The 1,494-nt window shown below is 78.3% G+C and carries 1 protein-coding gene; it reads left to right on the top strand.

Annotation, left to right across the window (positions count from 1 at the left end):
* Nucleotides 1-24: 24 nt before the first annotated feature.
* The coding region (gene hpnE, locus FNQ90_RS22855; RefSeq protein WP_194432802.1) for a hydroxysqualene dehydroxylase HpnE at nt 25-1,494 on the top strand (1,470 nt) is incomplete at its 3' end.

The raw sequence follows: 1,494 nt of genomic DNA, 5'->3' as shown, positions 1-1,494 counted from the left end.
GGGGGTATCCGCCCCGGGCACGTCCTGGTGGTCGGCGGAGGGCTGGCGGGGATCACCGCCGCCCTCGCCCTCGCCGACCGGGGACGCCCCGTCACCCTGGTGGAGTCCCGCCCCCGGCTGGGCGGCCTGGCCTTCTCCTTCACCCGGGACCGGGAGCCCGGACCGCTGACCGTGGACAACGGTCAGCACGTCTACCTGCGCTGCTGCACCGCCTACCGGGGTTTCCTGCGCCGGGTCGGGGCCGAACACCTGGCGCCCCTTCAACCCCGACTGGACGTGCCGGTGCTCGACGTCCGCACCGGCCGGCTCGGCCGGCTGCGCCGTTCCGGGCTGCCCGCCCCCCTGCACCTGGCCGGGGCCCTGGCCCGCTATCCGCACCTGTCGGTCGCCGACCGGGCCTCGGTGGTCCGCGCCGCGGTCGCGCTGCGCCGACTGGACCCGGAGGACCCCGAGGCGGACCGCCTCTCCTTCGGTTCCTGGCTGCGCAAGCACGGGGCCGGCGCCGCCGCCGTGGCGGCGCTGTGGGACCTGGTGGGGGTGGCCACCCTCAACGCCCGCGCCGACGAGGTCTCGCTCGCCCTGGCCGCGATGGTCTTCCGCACCGGTCTGCTGAGCGAGGCCGGGGCCGCCGACATCGGCCTGCCGGAGGTCCCGCTGGGGGAGATCCACCACCACCGGGCCGGGCGGGCCCTGGAACGCGCCGGGGTCCGGGTGCTGACGCGCACCCGGGTGCGCGGCGTGCGCCGGTCGCCCGACGGCGGCTGGTGGGCGGACCTGCGTCCCGCCGGAGGACCGGCCGCGACCGGCGCCCCCGACGGCCCGGGGGACGGGATCGGCGCCGACGCCGTGGTGCTGGCCCTGCCGCAGGACGCCACCCGCGCGCTGCTGCCGGCCGGCGCGCTGGCCGATCCCGATCGCCTCGCGGAACTGGGCACGGCCCCGATTCTCGACGTGCACGTGATCTACGACCGGCCGGTGCTGCGCGAGCCGTTCCTGGCGATGCTCAACTCCCCGGTGCAGTGGGTCTTCGACCGCACGGTCGCCTCCGGCCTGGCCGATCTGCCCGACGCCGGCGCGAGCCAGTACCTGGTCCTCTCCCAGTCGGCGGCGGGGGAGGAGATCGACCTGCCGGTCGCCGAACTGCGGGAGCGTTACCTGGAGGCGCTCGCCCGGGCGCTCCCCGCCGCGCGGACGGCCCGGGTGCGGGACCTCTTCGTCACCCGGGAGCGCACCGCGACCTTCGACCCCGCCCCGGGTACCCGGCGGCTGCGGCCCGGTCCCGTCACCGCCCTGCCGGGTCTGTTCCTCGCCGGCGCGTGGACGGCCACCGGGTGGCCCGCCACCATGGAGGGGGCGGTCCGCAGCGGGCTCGCCGCGGCGAAGGCCGTCGGGGCGGCCGGTGCCGGTACCCGACCCGCGTCCCCGCGCCCCGCGACCGCCGGTGCGGGCGGCGAACCGTCCGGTCCCGCCGGGATCCCCTCGCCCCTCGCATCC

This window comes from Streptomyces alkaliphilus (assembly GCF_014141535.1).
Taxonomy (GTDB): domain Bacteria; phylum Actinomycetota; class Actinomycetes; order Streptomycetales; family Streptomycetaceae; genus Streptomyces; species Streptomyces alkaliphilus.
Note: the sequence above shows the minus strand (reverse complement) of the source record. Positions and strands in the feature narration are given on the sequence as shown.